Genomic DNA, 19650 nt, shown 5'->3' with positions numbered 1-19650 from the left:
GGTCGAGGAACCGCAGGAGCAGGGCGTTGGCCTCCTCGGCGGCGGGTGGACGGCGCTCGGGGCGGTTGGTGCCGTACATCAGCAGGTAGAAGGCGGGGCGGCGCAAGCCGAACTCGACGTGGGCGTCCCAGCCGCGGCGCATGTCGGCGACCGGATCGCCGGTGTGGGCCAGCGCTTGTTTATCGGCCAGGTAGAGCTCGAAGCCGTGGATGGCCAGGGCTGTGAGAAGACCGTCCTTGTCGCCGAAGTACTGGTAGAGGGAGGCGGCGCGGATACCGGCAGCCGAGGCGACCGAGCGAGTCGAGACCGCCTGGGCTCCGTCTCGCTCGAGTATTTCAGCCGCTACTTCGATGATCTGCCGCTGGGCTCGGGTCTTCACGTCGTCCACTGTTGCGATGTTACGGCATTGCGCGTATCACTGATTCGGACAGTGCTACGACTTTATGCGTAGCGTCGATACGACAAGGAGAAGTCAGTGAATCGTGTCGGCTACGGCGCCATGCAGCTCGCCGGACCCAATGTGTGGGGGCCACCCGCCGATCCCGAGGCGGCGCGGCAGCTGCTACGGCTGGCAGTCGAGTCGGGAGTGACGTTCTTCGACACAGCGAACGCCTACGGTCCGCGCTCGGTCAACCAGCTGATCGGACAAGCACTACGGCCCTTCCCGGAGGGGGTGATCGTCGGCAACAAAGTCGGCGCGGGCCGCGGTCCGGACGGCTCGTGGCTGATCACCGACCACCCCGACACCATCCGCCGGCAGGTTCACGAAGCGCTGGCGGACCTCGGGGCCGACACCAGCGAGCTGACGTACCTCAGGCTCGGCGGCGACGGTACGGCACCGGTGAGCGATGTGCCGCTGGAGGATTCGCTCGGCGTGCTGGCGGAGTTGCGCGGCAAAGGTCTCATCCGGCGGATCGGACTGTCCGGCGCGTCACCACAGATGCTGGCACGCGCACAGCAGATAACACCGATCGCGGCCGTGCAGAACCGTTTCAACCTGCTCGACCGCAGCGGCGTGCAGGTTCTCGCCGACTGCGAGGAGCAGCAAATCATGTTCATCCCGTACTTTCCGCTGGCATCAGGGCGGCTCACCAGCTACGCCGAGCTGATCGGCCCGGCGCAACGCCTCGGCGCCACCCCCGCCCAGATCGCGCTGGCTTGGCTACTGCGCCGTTCCCCCGCCATCGTGGTCATCCCCGGCACGAAGAACCCTGCCCACCTACGCGCCAACGTCGCCGCGTCCGACCTCGCGGCCGACCTGACCGACGCCGAGGTAGCCCAGCTGACCGATCTGGTCGACGAGTCGAAAGCCGTCCTCGACCAGCCACACCAAACCACGCTCGACGCGCACAGGTCGGCCGTGGAGAGCCACCGCTGACCGGTCGTTCCGACGACCCCCTGCTCCAGAGGTCATCCGCGCGCGCAGGGGAGGGCGATCACCCGCAGATCGACCTTGTCCCGGGATACCCTCCCCTCACACGACGGCACCGGAGGAGTTGCACGATGGAACATCCCACGAGCCCGACCGATGACCACGCACCGTCGCAAGGGGGAACGGTTCCTTCAACAGCACCGAAAACCGCCCCGGCCCTCGATGCTGGTCGCGCCCGCGACATTCGCCGGGAGTTGCTGTTGATGCGGGCTTTTCAGAGCCGGGTCGGCGGCCCGCTACTGCGGCGCTTTGCCGACCCACAGCAGATCCTGCAGACCGGGATGGCGTTCTGGGCCTCACGGGTCGTTCTCACGGCGGTCGAGTCCGGTGTGTTCACCGAGCTGGCGGTGAGTCCGCTGTCGCAACAAGAACTGATGAACCGACTCGGATGGCATCCACGCGCTGCCGGCCCATTCCTCGGAGCTCTTCTCGACATGGGTTTGCTGCGGCGCAATCGCGCTGGGCTGTATGCGAACTCACGCCGGGCCGCACTGTTCTTGGACCGCGCAAAACCCAGTTACATCGGCGGACTGATGGAGCTGTCGAGCAGTCGACTCTACGATCTATGGTCGGGCCTGGGGGATCTGCTCGAGTCCGGCAGTCCCGGGGCCGAAGAAGAACACGGTGACAACGAGTTCTTTTCCTCGCTCTACCGCGATCAGGCAGCGCTGCGGGATTTTCTGGCCGGGATGACCGGGATTTCGACCGGCGAGGCGATGCTCATCGCCGCACGCTTTCCCTGGAAGAATTTCCGGACGTTCGTGGATGTCGGTGCGGCACAGGGAGCGCTGCCGGTGAGGATCGCGCTCACCCACTCCCACGTCGAAGGGGTCAGCTACGACCTCCCCGCGGTGCGGCCGATCTTCGACGAATACGTCGCATCGTTCGCACTCAGCGACCGAATCCGCTTCGTACCGGGCGACATGTTCGACGGCCCACTGCCCACCGCCGACGTGATCTGTTTCGGCCACGTGCTGCACGGCTACAGCGAAATCACGCGGCGCGAATTGATCGCCAAGGCGTACGCGGCCGTCCCGCCCGGTGGCGCGTTGCTCGTCTACGACGCCATGACCGACCCCGGGCGCAGGCACAACCTCGTCAGTTTCCTCTCCAGCCTGAACATCATGCTGGAGATGCGCGAAGGCTTCGAAGCCACAACCACCCAATGTGCCGGCTGGCTCAGCGACGCAGGCTTCGTCCACGTCAAGAAACGGCACCTGATCGGGCCTACGTCAATGGTGTTCGGGCGCAGGCCGGGAAGGTTGGCGGACCAACCGTGATGTCGAAGGAGCACAGCAGTGCCGCGCGGGCGGACCGAGTACATCCCGACTCCGGGCAACGCACTACATTGCCGCGTTCAGCGTGTTCGGACGGCTGACGATCGTTGGCCCACAGGTGATCTCGCCAGTTACTCGCTCATGCCGATTACACGGCGGTTGGATCGCCCACTTGGTATCCATCGAAGAGTCGTCCGCCGAACAGATCGAGAACCTCGGTAACGGTGTTGACCATCGGTTCGACTGCGCCCGACGCGACCGATTCCACCGCATTTGCCAAGGTTTGGGCATACGTGGTCCCTGCGGTCCGGTCGAAGGTGGTCAGTTCGCGGTGCAGCCATTTGCCGCTGCCCGTCCAGCGGCTGTTCCCTGTCAGCAGAAGATCGGCTGCGGCATGCCACACGGTGGTTGCGATCATCAGCCGCTCTGCGGGATCTTCTGATCCGATGAGATCGTCGAGCAGATCGGTGATGCGATAGCGGGATGATCGTAACTCGCTGTCGGACAAAGGATCAGGTCCTAAGGCCAGCTGCTTCGCGTATGACTCCTGGAAGAATGCACCGCTGCCGTCGACATCGACAAGGACGCAACTGTGCCCGACCAGCCGCAGCGTGCTCGGCCGCCGTTCAGCGTGTTCCTTGGCGCGGAAGTGTTGGAGGGATGCTTCGGTCTGGACGAACAGTTCGACCGGCCACGTGCCGCGGTGCATCGATGCACGATAAGGCGCCGGCGAACCTGGCAACAGCACAGTGATGTCCAGATCTGAAGTAGCGGTAGCTATCCCGAGCGCAACACTGCCGCCCAGCCACGCCGCCCGCGCCTGCGGAAAGTCTCGATTCACCAGTTGCCGGGCAACTTCCACCCCGTCGATTGCCACCCCGCCAGTGTGACATCCGGGCCGCCGCATACTTCGATCGAATGCCCGCTACTGCCGCTGGGCGGGCGATCCAGGAAGAGCCGCGCGGCGCACCGACAGATCAACGCACGGAGATGGTCTCGACCTCTGCGGCGTACGGAAATGGCTCCCCTACGGTCCAGAGGCAGTCGGGAGTTGGCCGTTGGACCCAGTGGTGGTAGGTCCGGGTATGGGCTCAGTGTCGGACCGGGTATCGCAGGTGCACAGCACGATGTCCCTGAACGACGATGGGATCGTCGAGCATCCGGTGGCCCTGATCCAGCTTCGCGAAATAAGGGATTCCCGCGCCGAACAGCACCGGTACGAGACTCACACACACCTCGTCCACCAGACCGAGACCGAGTGCCTGCTGGATGATCGTCGGACTCGCGATAGTGACGTCCTTGTCGCCGGCGATCTTTCTGGCCTCGATAATCGCGGCCTCGACCCGTCGACGAACGCTGTCCTCGGCCACCGCTGGGCGGCGTCTGTCGGTGGTCGATGGGTAACCACCACCACGGGAGCACCCACCGGGTGGTTGTCACCCCAACCCTGGGCGATATCGAACAGTCGTCGGCCGGCAACGAGCGCTCCAGTGTTTTCGGTCAGTTCGCGAAGCATCTCCGCACCGGCGCGATCGACTCGGAACGCAATGTTCTCATTCGGACTCGGCACGGTCACCTCCCCTGCCTCGTACCACTCGAACAGTTCCCCCACCTGGTCATTCGAATCCGCGATGAACCCGTCCAGCGACATCGTCATATGTGTGAATACTCTGCCCACGAGTGGCCCTCCTGCGGCTGTCGGCGATCACTGGATTCGACGGTGTACGGCCGTGGAACTCATCGGTGACGCACGCGACGGCCCATCCGTGACCATCGCCAAAGCGTTATCAGCGTAAGTCGTTCTGACTTGACCCCGTGATTTCGGCCCGGTCCGGACCGAACCACGGGGTCCCGCCAGTTCCACTCCGAGCGGCGTCGGCACCCTGGCCACTGACTTCAGTCGACACGGGTGCGCTCTCATAGCCGCTGGGCGCGTATTTCGGTCGGACCGCTGTCCAACGGCCGGAAGATCAACTGGCCGCGATCATTTCAACCGGGCAACCGTACACACATGCCGCATGTCGGATGTGGGGAGAAACCCGGCGAGGCCGGTGGGTCGTTCGGATTACGCGAAGCCCCTGAACACGCCGACCTCACCGGCTTCCTCTGCGGCTCTGGCGTAGTCCTCGATGGTGATGTTGGCGTTATCCACGTTGGTGACAACATCGCACAACTCGGAAGACACGACCCGGACGGTAGGGCTGGGCTGCTCCTCGAAAAGGTCGAGAAACAGAATCGGATGCTCTGCGCCCGTCATGGTCTCGCGGTCCGCCAGCATCACATACGCGGTGTCCGCGTCCTCCAGCTCGAGAAACTGCTCAACGGTGACGTCCCGGTAGACGGGATCATCGATTATCTCGACGAACACCTCGATACCCACATCAGGGGCGACTTCACGGTCTCGGGCAGAATGATCACCAGGACAATACCTTTCGAAGTAAGTGCAACTGCTCCAATCACAGCACATCGCACGCCCAACGCAAACCGGCCCGATCAACGCCCGCTCACGCCGCGACCCACGCGCTTTCACATACGGTAATCGTTGTGCGCCAGTCAGTCTCGGTCACCGACTTGTACCATCCGAGGAGTATGGGTCGCGTGAGGGCCGACCACGCCGCTTGAATGCCGGTGTCGAGCAGTGGGGGAGCCGGAACTCGCTGTGCCGGCGGGTGGTCCAGGGCGCTGCTGTCGTCGCCACAGGGAAACATCCGACGGAATGCGCGGACGGTTCGGTGTGGCCGTCTTCTCCGCACCAAGCAAGCCGCTGACACACCGAATCATGTGGTGGCTGAGACGAGTAGACGTTGTGCACCGACGTACCGGGCAGGACGAGGCGATCTCGGCGGTGCTTTCGACACCTTCGAGGTTCGTTCAGTGATCCGGTCGCCTACCACGTGGACCGGCGAGGTGATTCGGTCAACCATTTCTCAGACGGGAAGTTCGGTGATGCTGAGGGCGAAGTCCAAGTTCCCCACCCCGTGGTTGGCGAGGCCCACCGTGACCACGCCCGCTCCTTCCAGCCAGTGCGCCATTTTCAGGCCGCCGACATCCAGCGGGCGCAGCTCGAGGCTCTCGATGAACGCCTCCACACTTGCCTTGGCCTGCGCATTATCGCCAGCGATGAAGACATCGGGCCGCCCCTCCTCCAGGACACGCCGGAAGATGGTGTTGAACGCCTTCACCACGCTGGCGCTGGCCGGAGCCGCCTTGGCGAGTTCCTGCGCGATCGAGGTCTCCTCGCGGTGAGCCAGCCCGTCGAACGTGGGATTGAAGGGATTGCTGATGTCGACGATGACCTTGCCCGCGAGAGCGTCTCCGTACTGGGCGACGACCGGCACGACGCCGTCGTACAACAGGGCCACGATGACGATGTCCCCGGCCGGGGCGGTGCCCCATTCTCCCGTCGTGGCGCCTTCGCCGAGAGCCTTGGCCAGATCAGCGGCCTTGGACTGATCGCGGCCCATGACCTCGACGGTGTTGCCGCCCGCTATCGCCCGCGCGCCGATGGTGCGGGCCATGTTCCCGGTGCCGATGATGCTGATGTTGCTCATGAGATGCCTGCCCTTGTTGTGGTTGTTCGGTTCAGATGACGGCGATTTCGTCCTGGCCGGGGGTCAGGACGTTGACGCGGATTCGGCGGTCCTCGAACTCGTTGAGCCACACGCGGGCCCACGCCTGCTGCACGGCCTTGCTGCCGGCGTAGACGCTCCAGCCGCGGAAGGCGCCGAGGGAGGCGTTGGAGCGTACAAGCGGTCCAGGTCGTCCAGGCCCGCGGCGTCGCCCTGGATGCCGGTGACGTTGCGGCCGATCTGCTTCACGGCCTCGTCCAGGGCGTCCTGGCGGCCGCCGGTGATGACCGCGACTTTGCCGTCAAGCCTTCCCATAGTCGTTCCCTCGAGTCGGTGATGCCGTGTGTACAGGGGGTTACGGTATTAAGTACACCGCACTGTGTGCTTACGGTACTGAACGGGCCGCCGATACGCAAACTATGTACACCGATCGTTACCCAGCTGCGGTAGGGTGGACTCGTGACGGAGTTGGCGAAGGGCCCCACGGGCCGCCGCCGCGGCCGGGGCGCGCGAGCGCATCCTCAGCGCGTCCCAGCAGCTGTTCCGCGAGCAGGGCATCAACCGCACCGGCATGGACCATGCTTTGCGCCGCGGCCGAGGTGTCCAAGCGCACGGCCTACCCCCTGTGCCCCTACATCGCCGCCGCCGCCGAACTCCACGACCCCCAGCACCCCGCATCCCAGTACGCGCGCGACTACAAGAAAGCCGTTGCCGCGCGGCTCGCCGACACCGCCCGCGAAGTCGGCGCCGCCGCCCCTGAACAGCTCTGCCGGTCAGTCCATGCCGACGCCGATGATCCGTCAGGGTTGGGCTTGGCATCACCGCGGAACGCACTGAAATGCCGACGTGCGGATGGTTGGTTGCGGGCTGCGGGGCGCTGCTCATGTCACTTTGATGACAACCTTGCCCGAGGTGTGACCGTTCTCGACGGTGGCGAGGGCGGCGGGGGCGTCGGAGAGTGGATGGACCCCGGTGATGACGGGTGCGAGGACTCCGTCGAGGGCCAGCCGGGCGGACCGCTGCAGGTTCTCGCGGTCGAGGCGACGCTCGATGAAACGCCCGCCGAGGTCGGGCACGGACGAATCACCCACGGCGATGACGTTGCGGGGATCGCGGGCCAGTGGAGCGACCGTCCGTAGCGAGGCGCCTCCGACCAGGTCGATGATCCCGTCGAAGCCGTCCGGGACCAGTTCGCGTGCCGTGGTGACGACGTCCCCGGCGGTGTAGTCGATGAACCGCACTCCGATGGTCTCGGCGTGCTCGCGCTTGGCGGTGCTGCCGGTGCCGACCACACGCAACCCGCGCCCGGCGGCCAGCCGGGCGACGGCGAGGCCGACCCCGCCTCCGACCGCGTTGACCAGGACCGTGGCACCGGCCGGGAGGCCGAGCTGGTCGAGTGCGTCCACCGCGGTCGTCCCGGCCACCGGCAGTGTCGCCGCCACGGTCGCGGACAGACCCGCCGGGATGCGCGCGGTGTTCGGTGCGGACAGCACCGTTGTCTCGGCGTACGTGCCGCCGCCGGTGAGCGCGAAGCCGAAGACCGCGTCACCGACCTCGAGCCCGTCGACGTCATCGCCCAGGGCGAGCACGGTTCCCGCCGCCTCCATGCCCAGCACGCGGGGGAACGGACGCCCGCCGTCGAGCCCGGGGACCAGACCCGAGCGAAGAAGGTGGTCGAGGGGATTCACGCCGGCGACCTCGACCCGGATCAGCACCTCGCCGCGGCCGGGTGCAGGATCGGGGCGATCGAAGAACACCTGTACCTCGGGCCCGCCATACCTGCCGAAACCCCACGCCTGCCCCATCTTTCATCGCCTCCTGTGTGACCGACCCGGTGGCTCCGGGCTCTGTGGCCATCCTCATCCCTCACACCGATGTCATGGGCAACAGGCTGAGGCACAGGTCACAGCGTCAGGCCGACTCTGCCATCGGTTCCGGGGCGGTGGACAGCTCCGCCCGGTGCTGGCTGTTGGCCCTGATCAGCACGTCGAGCGCATCCCGGGTCTCGATCAAATGCGCGATATCGGCGTCGATCCGGGCGCGTTCACGCGTCATCGTCGCGAACGCGAGCTCGACGACACCCGGGTCGTCGGGGGTCTCCACGCACGGCAGCACAGTCGCGATCACCCGGCTGGACATACCCGCGTCGAACAGCTGTCGGATGACCGACACGCGCTGGACCTCGGCGTCGGAATAGTGACGCTGCCCGGCGTCGGAGCGTGAGCTGGTCAGCAGGCCCTGCTCTTCGTAGTACCGCAGTGAGCGCGGGCTCACACCCGTGCGCCTGGACAGCTCACCGATCCGCATCCCAGAAAGCCTACGCCCGCATGCTCCGAATTCAGCCTGCCGGCGACCGGTGACGACGCGGACGGACGGTGTTGTGACGGGCAGAAAACCGGCACAAACACATATGCGTACGGGATCTCCGACATCCGCAAATGCCGCTGCGCGGGCGTTGGTCGGCCTGCTGAATCGGGTTGGGTGACAGGGCCATCGATGGCGGGTTTCTGAATTGTCGGACCTGAGTTGAGCTGGTGAGCCGGCACTGCGAGGGTGTAGGGCATGACAACATCTCTGCCGGTTACCTCGGATGTGCCGGTGGTGCGTACCGACTTTTCCGACCAGGGGGCCTGGGAGCGGGTGAAGGCCGGGATCAGCTGGGTGACACCGGATGAGTTCACCGCTCATGTGTCCTTTGTCGATGACCGGGCGTTCGCCGGTGTGCCGGTCACCGATCTGCTGGAGCGCCTGCCCGACGGCAGCGTGCACGCGTTGCTCCTGGTCGTCGACGAGACCACAATTCGCTCCCCCGAACACCCGATTCTGGTCGTGGATCTCGTCCCGGAGCCTGCTCCGGACGACGATTGGCCGGGCGACGATTGGCCGGGCGGGCCTTCCGGTCGAACGTTCCGGGCGCTTCCGCACACGATCCAGGAGATCGAGAACAACCTCTCGATTGCCAACATGGGTTGGGAGGACTTCACCAATGACATCGATGACGACGGCATACGGCGGGAACACATGCTCTACGGTCGCGTCGAGGACTTGGCCGACGACCAGGTCGACGAATAGTCGCGGATTGACGACCGGCCGAGCCGGTCATCGCGCGAATCGAGTTCTCGGCCTCTGGATTTCGGCATCGTCCCGCCAGCCGTGCCCGGCCGTATCGAGCTGGCCGGGTCCGGCGAGATCACCTACGACTGGGCGTCCGACACCTTCGTATCAGTCGAGTTCGGGACCGAGCGGACGTCGGTAGGACAGATCGGTGCGGTCGCGTGCGATCGGACCGGGCTGCACCCGCTCGACGGGTGGTAGATCGGGATCAGCTAATCCGCCAACCCATTCCAGCAGCGAGGCCCGGTGTGCGATCGCCCAGCGGCCGTCTCGGCGCTCGAAGCGGTCGATGTACCGGCCGCCGTGCAGCGTCAGGGGCGTGCCGTTGAGGTTCTGGCCGACCATGACGTAATACGTTTCGGTGTGGGCGGTGTCGCCGTCCAGTTCGCAGGTGTGGTTCATTACGTAGTGGTGGTGGCCGCGGTGGTTCTGGCGGTGGCCGTCGAATGCCCACGTGATGAACTCCGCTACACCGGCTTTGATGAGGCCGTGGTCGTCGATCGCGTCGGGGTGGTAGGCGGAGGCGAGTAGATCTGCGTCGAGGCGGTCAACTCCGCGGCAGTAGCGGTGGATGCAATCCAGTATTTCCTGGCGGTCCAGGAGTTCCCGGATCGCCTGTTCCGTCGTCTGTGCCATGAGGATCTCCCTCGCTACGAATGCGCTGCCTGGATGAGGGAGGCGGCGTGCCAGGCCAGGGCCTGGGTGGGGGCGGACGTGTTGCCCGAGGGCTGGTACGGGAATACGGACGCGTCCACGACGCGCAGCGCCTCTACGCCGCGCACTCGTAGCTGAGGGTCGACCACATCGTCGTCGTTCGGGCCCATCGCGCAGGTGGCGAGTGTGTGGTAGCCGCTGGCGCCGGCCACGAGGGAGTTGTGCAGGAACTCGTCCTCGGTGGCGATCTCGGGGCCCGGGTAGAGCCGCTCCCCTACCAGATCCGACACCGGGCCTTTCGCGAACAACTCCTCGGTGCGCGTGCTCATGTTGCGGATCATCTGCTGGTCGTATTCGGTGGACAGGTAGTTCGGCCGGATGACGGGACCGTCGGATCCGAGGTGGATCGAGCCGCGGCTGGTCGGGCGCAGCGGGTAGACCGCGATCATCAGGCCGGGTTTGTCGTCGACCACCAGGGCCTTGTCGTGCAGGGAGGTGTTCTTGGTCGAGATGGGGTTGAAGAAGCCGATGGAGTCGGGGCGCTGTGCGCCCGGTTCGGATGTGAAGTAGGCCAGCACATTTGCCGAGCCCTGGCTGATGATGCCGTCGCGGGTGAACAGATAGCGGGCGCCCGAGGTCAGTTGGCCGAGTTGGCTGTCGACCTGGTGGTTGTAGCCGCCGCGCCGCCGCAGGCGGTACATGAATCGCGCGCCGCGGTGCTCGGAAAGCCGCTCGCCGACATTGGGACTCTCCACGATCTGCTGAATTCCGTTGGCGCTCAGCACTGCTCCCTGGCCGATGCCCGAACGTTCCAGGAGCAGAGGGGTATCGAGGGCGCCGGCGCAGAGGATCACCTCGCGGCGGGCCGTGATGTCTGCCGTCTCGCCACGATGGTGTACGCGGACCCCGGTGGCGCGACGACCGGAGAACAGCACCTGGCCGACCTCCGCGTCGGTGAGCAGCCGCAGGTTGGAACGGCGCAGCGCGGGATGCAGGAACGCACGTGAGGCGCTGACCCGCGTTCCCCGCTTGGTCGAGAACTGCGTGTAACCGGTGCGTTCGAGATCCGAGCCGTTGACGTCGTCGACCTTGGTCATCCCGGCGGTGACGCAGGAGGCCATGAACGCCTCCGACACCGCCTCGGCGGGACGGCCGATCTCGACGTTGACCGGTCCGGCCCCGCCGTGAATCGCCGAGGGGCCCGACTGGAACCGCTCGATGTCCAGGTAGGCCGACAGGAAGGTCTGCCAGTTCCAGCCGGTGTTGCCCTGGGCCTCGAGCATGTCGAAGTCGGGCGCCCAGCCGCGATTCCAGATCAGGCCGTTGACGGTCGTCGAACCGCCGATGACCCGGCCACGGAACCACTGATCCACCGAATTCTGCGGCCCGTACGGCTGAACGGTGAACTTCTTGGTGTACTTCGGCGATTGCATCGTGAAGAAGAAGCCCTTGGGCACCAGATGGATCGGGTGCCGGTCGCTGCCTCCGCCCTCCACGACGAGCACGGACACGGCCGGGTCGGCACTCAGGCGTTCGGCGACGACCGAGCCGCCGGCGCCGCTGCCGACGACGATGTAATCAAACTCCATGAGTGTCTCCCGCACCTGTCCCGCTAGCTAATCAACCTACAATTATCCTACTAGCAAGTTATAACATAATTAAAGGGAGCTCCTGTTCCACCTCAGCCGGCAGATCGAACCAGCCTGCCGGGACGGGCGCCGGTGGCCTCGCCATCGCGGTAGGTGACCTCTCCCGCGACGACGGTAGCTGTGTATCCGGCCGCCTTCTGCAGCAGCCGCCGACCACCCTTCGGCAGGTCGTAGGCGGCATACGGCGAGCCGAACGCCAGCTGATCGAGGTCGATGACGTTGAGGTCCGCGCGCAGCCCGCGCCGGATCCGCCCGCGATCGCGCAGTCCCATCACATCGGCGGTGTCCGAGGTCATCCGGCGCACGGCCTCGCCGACCTCCAGCACGCCACGCTCCTTGACCCAGTACGTCAGCATCCAGGTCTGGAATCCGGCGTCGAGGATGAATCCGACGTGCGCGCCACCGTCGCCCAATCCCATGATCGAGCGGGGGTTGGCCAGCATCTCCTCGCACGTGCGCAGGTCTCCGCTGGCGTAGTTCGCGAACGGGACGTGGATGAATCCCAGGCCGTCGTCCTCGAGCAGCACGTCGTAGGCGACGTCCTCGGGACGACGACCCGCCCGCTGCGCGATCGCCGCCAGCGAGTCGGCCGTATCGGGGGTGTAGTTGGGCGGGTTCCCGAACCGGTACATGCGCTCGTAGGTGAGGTTCTTCAGCAGCGCCCAGCCGCTGAACTCGAAACGATCCTCGGCGAGGATCTGCTCCTTGACCCGCGGGTCACTCATCCGCGCCACGCGCTCGGCGAGGGGAAGGTGGGCCATGCCGTGATAGGTGGCCGTGCCGGCGAACGGATGCTGACTGCCCTCGAGCCCGAGCAGCAGTCCCACCGACCGCGGGGCCACGACCGGCCGCAGATCGACGCCCTGTGCCGATACCTCGTCCGAGTACTCCATCAGATCCCGCCACAGATCCTTGCCGTCGGCCCCGATCTGCCCGCTCTGCACGAGGCTGTAGACGCCCGGCCGCCCCGATTTCCGCAACGCCCGGCGCATCATCTCGAATTCGCCGATCACGTCCGGGTCCTGCACCTCGGCGACGAACTCCAGGAAGCCGCGTCCCCCGTCGGCCATGCCCTGCGCGAGACCGACCAGCTCCCGTTCGCGGGCCAGCAGGGTGGGGGTGAACTCACCGGCGAGATTGCGGTGGGCGGTCGAGCGTGAGGTCGAGACTCCGAACGCGCCGGCCCGCACGGCCTCCGCGACGAGCCGGCGCATTTCGGCCACGTCGTCGGGGGTGGCGGGCTCGAGCCGCAGCGCGCGATCGCCCATGACGTACACCCGCAGCGGCGCGTGCGGCAGCAGCGCGCACACGTCGATGTCCCAGCTCCTGCCCTCCAGCACGTCGAGGTAATCACCGAAACTCTCCCAGTTCCACGGCAATCCCTCGTGCATGACGGGCGCGGGGATGTCCTCGACACCCTCCATCAGGTCGATCAGTCCCTTGCGGTTCTCCGGCTTACAGGGTGCGAATCCGACGCCACAGTTGCCCATCAGCACGGTGGTGACGCCGTGCCAGGCCGACGGCGCGATGCTGTCGTCCCACACCGCCTGACCGTCGTAGTGGGTATGGATATCGACGAAGCCCGGGGTCACGATCTGCCCGCGCGCATCGATCTCCTCCCGTCCGGCCCCGCGGACATCTCCGATCTCCGCGATCTTCCCGTCCAGCACCGCGACATCGGCCGTGATCGGGGCGCCCCCGTCCCCGTCGTGCACGTCGCCACCGCGGATCACGAGATCGAACTGCGCGCTCGTCATATCCTTGCTCCTGTTCGCACATCGCGGTCGCGGGAAGCGGCGGCGATCTGAATAATGTTGTGCGACGCATCTATTCGCGTACCAGTGGCATGCGTCGACACGAGTTGCCGGTTGTGGGAGACGGTCGGCGCGGCGCGCGTGCGCACCACGCCGACCGCGGCATGTGGGTGGTGCTCAGAAGGAGGTGATCACCGATCGGGCGATACCGCCCTGGGCGAGTTCCTCGTACGCCTTGTTGACGTCGTGGATGCTGATCGTGCGGGAGAGCAGGTCGTCGAGATTGAAACGGCCCTGCAGATACAGCTCTGCATACATCGGGATGTCCCGCTTGAAGTTGGTGCCGCCCATGTAGACGCCGCGCACCGCCGTCTTGTTGAACAGCAGATCGGCCGGGCTGAGGTCCATGACCTCCGTCGGCGCCTGCGCGCCGACGATGTACGCCGTGCCGCCCTGCGCCAGCATCCCCACCGCCTGCTGGAGCGTCTTCTTGATGTTGCCGATGACCTCGAAGGAATGATCGACACCGCCGCCGGTGAGCTCCCGCACCGCCTCCACCGCATCCTGCTCGGCCGGGTTCACCACGTGCGTGGCGCCGAACTTCTTGGCCAGCTCGAGCTTGTCCGGCAGCAGGTCGATGCCGATGATCTTGCGGGCGCCGGCCAGGGCCGCGCCCTGGATCGTATTGAGACCCACACCGCCGCAACCGATCACCGCGACGTTGTCACCGACCCGGATACCCGCCGAGTTGATCGCGGCCCCCGCGCCGGTGGTGACGCCGCAACCGAGCAGCGCGGCCTGCGGGAAGGGCACCTCGACGGGCACCTTCACCGCGTTGTTCTCGTGCAGCAGCACCTGTTCGGCGAAACCCGAGATCTCCGAGAACTGACCGATCGGCTCACCCCCGAGGCGCATCCGCGGCGGCTGGTCGGGCGTGCGCTGAGTGCCGGTGGGGTAGTTGCGGCACAGGTTCGTCTCGCCGACCACACACCGGTCGCACGTACCGCAGAAGCCGTCGAGGCAGGCGACGATGTGATCGCCCACCGCGAACTCGGTGACGTCCGGCCCGATCGCCCGCACGACACCCGAGACCTCGTGACCGAGGATGATGGGCACCGGCGTGCCGAGACCGGGCTGGGTCGCCACATAGATATCGCTGTGACACAGGCCGCTGGCCTTCACATCGACCAGGATCTCCCGGCCCAGCGGATCGTCGAGGGTCAGATCCTCGCGGACGACGAACGGTTCGCCGATCGCGCTGATGACAGCTGCTTTCATGTACAACACCACTTCCGAGTCTCTATATGGTACTGCTAATCAATCTAGTATTGTGATAGCCACCACTGCAACAGTGTGTAGGCAACAAGGAGTCAACGATGTCCGTAGTATCCGCATCCCGGCCCGTCACGAGCCGGTACCGGACGATCAATCCGGCGACCGGTGAGGTGATCCGCGAGTGGGATCCGCTGACCGACACGGAGGTCGAGACGAAACTGGCGGCGGCCCACAGCGCCTACTCGGCCTGGCGAGAGGTGTCGCTGGACGAGCGTATTCGGCTATTCCACGTCGTCGCCGATCTGATGGAGGCCGAGCTGCCCCAGCTCGCCCGGCAGGCGACCCTCGAAATGGGCAAGATCCTGCCGCATTCGACGGCCGAGGGAGTCGGCGCCATCGATATGTTCCGGTACTACGCGAAGCACGCCGCCGAACTGCTCGCGGACGAGGAGATCGAGGTGCCCGGTCTGTCCCGGGCCATCGCGCGCCGGGAGCCGGTCGGGGTGGTGCTCGGCATCGAACCCTGGAACGCACCCCTGTTCCAGGCCATGCGAGCGGCCGTGCCGAACCTCATGCTCGGCAACACCGTGCTGGTCAAACCCGCCGAGGCATGTGCGGGCTCCACGACGATGTTCGACGAGATCTTCCTGCGCGCCGGATTCCCGGCGGGCGCCTACCAGACGCTCCTGGCCTCGACCGAGCAGATCTCGAACCTGCTAGCCGATCACCGGGTCCGCGCGGTCACGCTGACCGGCTCGGATCGAGCCGGATCGATCGTGGGCGAGCAGGCCGGCCGCCACATCAAACCCGTCGTGCTCGAACTCGGCGGCTCCGACGCGTTCATCGTGCTCGACGACGCCGACGTCGCGAAGGCGGCGGCCACCGCCGCGACCTGCCGTCTGATCATCGGGGGGCAGGCGTGCGCACTCCCGAAGCGGGTCATCGTGACCGATAAGGTCGCCGACGAGTTCATCGCGCAATTCACCGAGATCTTCCGAGGCCAGAAGCTGGGCGATCCCTTCGATCCCGAGACCACGGTCGGGCCGATGTCCAGCACGGCCGCCGCCGAGCTGTTGCAGAGCCAGTACCAGGACGCGATCGACAAGGGCGCGACCGTGCTCGTGCCGGGCGGACGGGTCGAGGGCCCCGGCGCGTTCTTCCAGCCCGCGGTCATCACCGATGTCACCCCGGCGATGCGGGTCTATCACGAGGAAGCGTTCGGGCCACTGGGCATCATCTGGCGTGTGCCGGGCGCGGAGGCGGCGGTCGCACTGGCGAACGACACGAAGTTCGGTCTCGGCGGCAGCGTGTTCTCCGAGGATCTCGACGAGGCCCGCCGCGTCGCCGGGCTCCTGGACACCGGCGGCGTCGGAATCAACGCCTTCCTGGGCGCACCCATCGAAATCCCGTTCGGCGGAACGAAGGCCTCGGGCGTGGGACGCGAACTCGGCCGATCCGGGATGGATCAGTTCGCCAATATCAAGACCTACGGCTGGGCCTGAGCCCGCCTGAATACGAAGACGAGGGCCGGGATCGGATCGATCCCGGCCCTCGTGTTCGGTCGGCCGTCAGATCAGGTCGAGGGCACGAAGACTACGCGCGTAGTTATCGATGATCTCGGGGGTGATGTGGGGAATATCCTGCGCGCCTTCGAGTTCCGCGCCGCGAACCGCGTCCCGGAAACGATCGGCGGGCGCACCGGCGCCGAGGGACGGTGGGATCGGTTCGACGTAGTTGTGCAGCAATGGCAGGACAGAGTGATGCTTCCGCCGATCGGGCAACGTCTCGACGGCGGCGCTGAACCTCTGGAACCACGTCTTGTAATCCCCGACCCGGGTGATCGCTTCCCCATGGGCGACAAGCCAATCGATGTATCGGTCGAAGCCGATGCCATCCTCGTGCGGGTTCATCGCATGGTAGGTGCGATAGTCGTCCGCCTGGCTCAGCGCACGGATCGCCGACGCCAGAAAGTCGACGGGCAGGGCGTCGTGATGTGCGCGGGCCCGGGAACCGTCGGCGGCGAGCGGATGGAACGAGTCCGGCGCCAGGCCGGTTGCCAGGACGCTCTGCAGCAGACGGGTGAACATGTCCGGCACGTTGATCTGGCCGGTGTCACGCGCATTGGCCAGGATCATGTCGCACCGGAATACGGTGACCGGGAGCCCGAACCGGTCATGTGCGTCGCGGAGCAACACCTCACCGGCCCACTTACTGTTGGCGTAACCACTGGCATAGCCGGCCTCGATCCGGCGCACCGGGCTGACCGCGCGAATATCGGCATCCTCGACGAAAGAGTCACGCGGAATCTGGCTGCCGACGCCCACCGTGGAAATGTACACATACCGCTTGCGGACACCGGTGAGTGCGAGACGGATCAGCTCCGCGGTGCCGAGTACGTTGGGGCCGAACAGTTCTCGATAGGGCAGGACGTGGTTGACCAGCGCCCCGGAATCGACGATGAGTTCGACGTCCCGCGTGAGTTCGGTCCAGGTGTCGTCGTCCAGTCCGAGCTGTGGAGCATCCTTGTCGCCGGCCACGACCCGCAGACGCGCTTTCGACAGCGAATCGAACTCCTCGCGCAGGGCGCTCCCTTCGTTGCCGAAGACCGCTTCGAGCCGGGCCTGGGCGGCCGCGTCATCGCTCGCCCGGACAAGGCAGACGACGTCGGCGTCGGCATGCCGCAGCCATTCGAGCACGAGGTACCGGCCCAGAAAGCCGGTTGATCCGGTGATCAGCACCGTGCGTGGCGTGTGCGCCGCGGCGGGCAGTGTGGTGGCGTTCGCGAGTATTTCGGCGTCGATGAGCTTGTCGACGGTGAGGTCGCTCGCGCGGAGGCTGTCGCTGTCCTCGCCGTGCACCGATTCGACGGTCGGCCGCGCGAGTTCGGGGTTTTCGAGAAATGCGGCGAGTGAGCCGAGGTCCGTCGCGGGTGAGGTGATCAGCCCGACAGGAACTTTCACATCGAAGATGTCGTGCAGCGTCGAGCCGAGGGTCAGCGCATTGAGCGAATCCCCGCCGAGATCGATGAATCGAGAAGCCGGGACGATCTCACCGTCCCGAAGGTCCAGCAGCGCCGCGACCACGTCGATGACAGTGTCGAGAACCGTTCTGCTCCCGGAGTTTTCGTGAGCGGCACGCAGCCTTCGGTCGCGCTCGCCGGCCAAGTCGGCGTAGAGAGACTCCAGTCGGTCGCCGTAATGCTGCTTGAGCTGAGGGCGTGCCAATTTCCCGATTCCGGTGAGCAGCCCGTTGGACAGCGAAAAGGGCGTCGTCTCGACGATGACGTCGCGAGGAGTCTCCGCCGACGTCAGCCCCGCGGTCTCGCCGATCTCACGAATGGCCGCGACGATATCCGTTCGCAAGGAATCCAGGTCGCCACCGGCGCGAGCGATCGCTTCCCCGGTGGGTACCGCCACGCCGAGGAGATACGGCCGAGCGCTGTTCCCATAGACGTACATCTGACGAATCGGCGCGACGGTCAGAGTGGATTCCACGTACGAGATCGTGATGAATTCGCCCTGGGACAGTTTGATGACGTTGTTGCGGCGGTCCAGATACCGAAGCTCGTCCGGCCCGACCTGGGCCATGATGTCGCCGGTCCGGTAGTAGCCGTCGTCGTCGAAAGCCGTCTCGGTCAATTCGGGTCGGCGGTAGTAGCCCATGAACATGTATTCGGTCTTGACCAGCAGTTCGCCGCGCGGGAATGGGCGGTCGGTGCCGTAATACCCGAGTTCGGGCACGTCGAGGAGTTTGTAGGCGTTGACCGGGGGCCTCATCACATGTCCATTGCGCAGGATCGCACCGGCCTCGGTGGAACCGTACCCCTCGGTCAGGGTCGCGCGGACGAGTCGCTCGACGAAATCCGCCACCTCCGACGAGGTGGGAGCCGAGCCGGTGAACGCGCGGAGCGGTTGATCGCCGAAATACCGCTGGCGCAATTCGGACAACGCCGTGGCTTCGTCGATACCGCGGCTGCGGTCGGCCTGGAGTTCCTGGTAGAGCATCTCCCAGATACGCGGCACGAAATGCAACTGGTTCGGCTGTACCTCGGCGAGGTCTTCGAGCAGCGAAGAAAGGTCGCTGTGCCGGGTGAAATATGCCGTGCCGCCGTTCGAGAGCGTTTGATACAGGGTGCTGCGCGCTCTGGCATGGCTCATCGGCAGAAAATTCAGGGTGATCCAATTTCGAATGCCTTCCCCGTCGCCGATCAGGGGGAAACCGCCGAAAAGCCATCGCACGATGGCCCGCTGCGCGTACATGGCGCCCTTGGGCGTACCGGTGCTACCGGAAGTGTAGATGAGCATCGATAGCTGAGCCGGGTCGCATTCCTGGAAGGCCGCCTCGTCGCGGAGCTGCTCCAACTCCTCCAGCGTGACGACCTCGAGGCCCGGAATGCTCGCAGCGGCTTGCGCTTCCGGCGACGGTACGTCGAAGACCACCACCCGCGGCCGGGCTTCCGGTCCCATATCGCGCAGCACGGTCGCCAGTTTGGTGAGTTCGTCCGCGGAGACGCCGATCACGCGCGGTTCGGTCTCACGCAGTATCTGTTCCCAGTTCGACAGCGCCGCATTGTTCTGCAGCGGTACCGAAACCGCGGCGAGGGGACCGATGACAGCCAGATCTATCAGCGTGTACTGCGCACTGGTGAAACCGATCATGGCCACACGATCGCCGGGCCGGACTCCCAGGCGCGCCGAGAACGCCGACGCTATCCCGAAGACCCGGTTCGCAAGGGCCGCATAGGTCATGGACTCCCAGCCGCCGTCGTCTCCCCGCCACGACAGAGCCGTTCGGCCGAAGTAGCCGGCAGCGAGGCACCTGAGCACGCCGGATACCGTCTGTTCAGCGGATATGGCTCGGGTCACGGCCGTATCGGCGCCGAACGGGTTGGACGCCTGGGGCGGCTGGGACATGGGGTCCTCCAGT

Annotated in this window: 16 protein-coding genes; 4 read left to right on the top strand and 12 right to left on the bottom strand. The window is 65.8% G+C overall.

Annotated features, from left to right (window positions below; translation table 11 throughout):
* Positions 1-388: TetR/AcrR family transcriptional regulator (locus tag JZ791_RS01935; RefSeq protein WP_216892349.1), on the bottom strand; the 388-nt coding region annotated here is incomplete at its 3' end.
* Between the two features lie 87 nt (positions 389-475).
* Between JZ791_RS01935 and JZ791_RS01930 the strand changes: the two genes are divergently transcribed.
* Both JZ791_RS01930 and JZ791_RS01925 read left to right on the top strand, forming a co-directional pair.
* On the top strand, positions 476-1378 hold the full coding sequence (locus JZ791_RS01930) for an aldo/keto reductase (protein WP_308162717.1): 903 nt from the start codon (positions 476-478) through the stop codon (positions 1376-1378).
* 125 nt (positions 1379-1503) lie between these two features.
* Positions 1504-2712, top strand: a complete 1209-nt coding sequence (locus JZ791_RS01925; protein ID WP_216892348.1) for a methyltransferase — start codon at positions 1504-1506, stop codon at positions 2710-2712.
* Between the two features lie 145 nt (positions 2713-2857).
* On the opposite strand, the gene JZ791_RS01920 is transcribed toward JZ791_RS01925, so the two are convergent.
* The 6 genes from JZ791_RS01920 to JZ791_RS01890 form a co-directional block, all read right to left on the bottom strand.
* On the bottom strand, positions 2858-3586 hold the full coding sequence (locus JZ791_RS01920) for a nucleotidyltransferase domain-containing protein (RefSeq protein ID WP_216892347.1): 729 nt from the start codon (positions 3584-3586) through the stop codon (positions 2858-2860).
* Between the two features lie 214 nt (positions 3587-3800).
* Complete coding sequence (locus JZ791_RS01915; RefSeq protein WP_216892346.1) at positions 3801-4079, bottom strand: dihydrofolate reductase family protein; 279 nt, start codon at positions 4077-4079, stop codon at positions 3801-3803.
* 695 nt (positions 4080-4774) lie between these two features.
* Positions 4775-5089: a DUF6924 domain-containing protein gene (locus tag JZ791_RS01910; RefSeq protein ID WP_216892345.1), complete on the bottom strand. Its 315-nt coding sequence runs from the start codon at positions 5087-5089 to the stop codon at positions 4775-4777.
* Positions 5090-5636: 547 nt separating this feature from the next.
* Positions 5637-6260 carry an NADPH-dependent F420 reductase gene (locus JZ791_RS01905; protein WP_216892344.1) on the bottom strand — a complete coding sequence of 208 codons (624 nt, stop codon included), beginning with the start codon at positions 6258-6260 and terminating at the stop codon, positions 5637-5639.
* A gap of 899 nt (positions 6261-7159) precedes the next feature.
* Positions 7160-8083: an NADP-dependent oxidoreductase gene (locus tag JZ791_RS01895; protein WP_216892343.1), complete on the bottom strand. Its 924-nt coding sequence runs from the start codon at positions 8081-8083 to the stop codon at positions 7160-7162.
* 106 nt (positions 8084-8189) lie between these two features.
* Positions 8190-8585, bottom strand: a complete 396-nt coding sequence (locus tag JZ791_RS01890) for a MerR family transcriptional regulator (RefSeq protein WP_216892342.1) — start codon at positions 8583-8585, stop codon at positions 8190-8192.
* 255 nt (positions 8586-8840) lie between these two features.
* Here JZ791_RS01890 and JZ791_RS01885 point away from each other — a divergent pair, with 255 nt between their 5' ends.
* The gene (locus tag JZ791_RS01885) at positions 8841-9350 is read left to right on the top strand and encodes a DUF6924 domain-containing protein (RefSeq protein ID WP_216892341.1); all 510 of its coding nucleotides are present in this window, start codon (positions 8841-8843) and stop codon (positions 9348-9350) included.
* Positions 9351-9500: 150 nt separating this feature from the next.
* Here JZ791_RS01885 and JZ791_RS01880 read toward each other — a convergent pair whose 3' ends face one another.
* The 4 genes from JZ791_RS01880 to JZ791_RS01865 form a co-directional block, all read right to left on the bottom strand.
* On the bottom strand, positions 9501-10028 hold the full coding sequence (locus JZ791_RS01880) for a nuclear transport factor 2 family protein (protein ID WP_216892340.1): 528 nt from the start codon (positions 10026-10028) through the stop codon (positions 9501-9503).
* Positions 10029-10042: 14 nt separating this feature from the next.
* A complete protein-coding gene (locus JZ791_RS01875; RefSeq protein ID WP_216892339.1) occupies positions 10043-11635 on the bottom strand; it encodes a GMC family oxidoreductase in 1593 nt (530 codons plus the stop codon).
* Between the two features lie 92 nt (positions 11636-11727).
* Positions 11728-13452, bottom strand: a complete 1725-nt coding sequence (locus tag JZ791_RS01870) for an N-acyl-D-amino-acid deacylase family protein (RefSeq protein WP_216892338.1) — start codon at positions 13450-13452, stop codon at positions 11728-11730.
* 174 nt (positions 13453-13626) lie between these two features.
* Positions 13627-14727 carry a zinc-binding dehydrogenase gene (locus tag JZ791_RS01865; RefSeq protein WP_216892337.1) on the bottom strand — a complete coding sequence of 367 codons (1101 nt, stop codon included), beginning with the start codon at positions 14725-14727 and terminating at the stop codon, positions 13627-13629.
* Between the two features lie 98 nt (positions 14728-14825).
* Here JZ791_RS01865 and JZ791_RS01860 point away from each other — a divergent pair, with 98 nt between their 5' ends.
* On the top strand, positions 14826-16226 hold the full coding sequence (locus JZ791_RS01860; protein WP_216892336.1) for an aldehyde dehydrogenase family protein: 1401 nt from the start codon (positions 14826-14828) through the stop codon (positions 16224-16226).
* A 66-nt stretch (positions 16227-16292) separates the two neighbouring features.
* On the opposite strand, the gene car is transcribed toward JZ791_RS01860, so the two are convergent.
* Complete coding sequence (gene car / locus JZ791_RS01855; protein WP_216892335.1) at positions 16293-19637, bottom strand: carboxylic acid reductase; 3345 nt, start codon at positions 19635-19637, stop codon at positions 16293-16295.
* Between the last annotated feature and the right edge of the window lie 13 nt (positions 19638-19650).

This window comes from Nocardia alni (assembly GCF_019038435.1).
Classification (GTDB): Bacteria; Actinomycetota; Actinomycetes; order Mycobacteriales; family Mycobacteriaceae; genus Nocardia; species Nocardia alni.
The sequence above is the reverse complement of the archived record's forward strand: the minus strand, read 5'-3'. Positions and strand labels throughout refer to the sequence as shown.